At 53.6% G+C, this 1,021-nt stretch carries 2 protein-coding genes; both read left to right on the top strand.

Features of this window, described 5'->3' with window-relative positions:
• Positions 1-331, top strand: a 331-nt coding sequence (locus CA13_RS34385) for a hypothetical protein (protein WP_419195350.1), incomplete at its 5' end; no start/stop codon positions are given.
• Between the two features lie 263 nt (positions 332-594).
• On the top strand, positions 595-924 hold the full coding sequence (locus CA13_RS34380) for a hypothetical protein (protein WP_146393755.1): 330 nt from the start codon (positions 595-597) through the stop codon (positions 922-924).
• Positions 925-1,021: the final 97 nt, after the last annotated feature.

Here is a 1,021-nt window from a genome sequence, read left to right as displayed (position 1 = left end):
CGTTCGTCGAGTCTGGCGAATGACGACCGAGAATCCTTACCAATCACTGAAGCCTTCACCTAACTTGGATCATCCTCCGAATCCTTCCACCGAAACGAACGTGCCGCCTCCTCGCGATCCGGCAATTCCCGGCATCAGACTGTTCTTTCTTGTCGCCGGATCTCTCGTCGGATTCGTCCTGTTTGGGATTATTCCGATGGCGGCACTTTATCCGTTCGGACCGTTTTCATTTCGTGCCGCTGCCGTCGGCGCTGTTGTCGGAATGTTGATTGCTGATGGCATTCTTGCAATGATGCGCTGTTCAAACAGCAAAACCAATCGTTCATGCTGATGGCGTTTCCGATTCCTGATCGGTCGGCGCTAGCCATACGATGGTTCATTGGGAAGCCAACCACGTCGCTGGCTCTAGCTCTCCGTTACAATGCGACGAACCAACGGATGCACACAGAGCCCTCGAACGTCTCTTGGGCAATGGTGTGTCAACTCCTCGGGCCGGGTGATCCCAGCCGTTCATCGACATTTACTGCGTCACGCGTAACCACATACCGAGGCTCAAAGCTGGTCGAAACTCCAAATCCGTATGCTTCCACAAGTGTGTCCCAACTTACGGATGACGCCGAATCTAAAACCAGAGGGGTTATTCCTTACCTTCTCTCGCCATTTTTCTTTATCACGGGAGTGGCAATACTGATCGTTGGTGCTAACACATACGCTAGCGCTTGGAGCGACGAGCGTATGATGGCGAACGACGGAACCGCCCGGTACGGATGGACGCTTATTGCTGCATGCCAAGCATTTGCCGGCTTACTCTGGACCGTTGCTGCAGTGGCATACCTAAAACGCCGTCCAGGCGTTGGGCATTGGATTGTATTGACGGGGTTGTTCGCACTGCTACTATCGATGCTTGTGATTATTCCCGTGTAACAAAGCGGGCGATGAACCATGGGTTGAACCGCAGTCGGCCACGAGCGTTTACTCTGTGGTCAGCCTTAATCGGGCCGACGCGGTTAACCCAAACGTT

The organism is Novipirellula herctigrandis (genome assembly GCA_007859835.1).
In the GTDB taxonomy this organism is placed as follows: domain Bacteria; phylum Planctomycetota; class Planctomycetia; order Pirellulales; family Pirellulaceae; genus Novipirellula_A; species Novipirellula_A herctigrandis.
The sequence above is the reverse complement of the archived record's forward strand: the minus strand, read 5'-3'. Positions and strand labels throughout refer to the sequence as shown.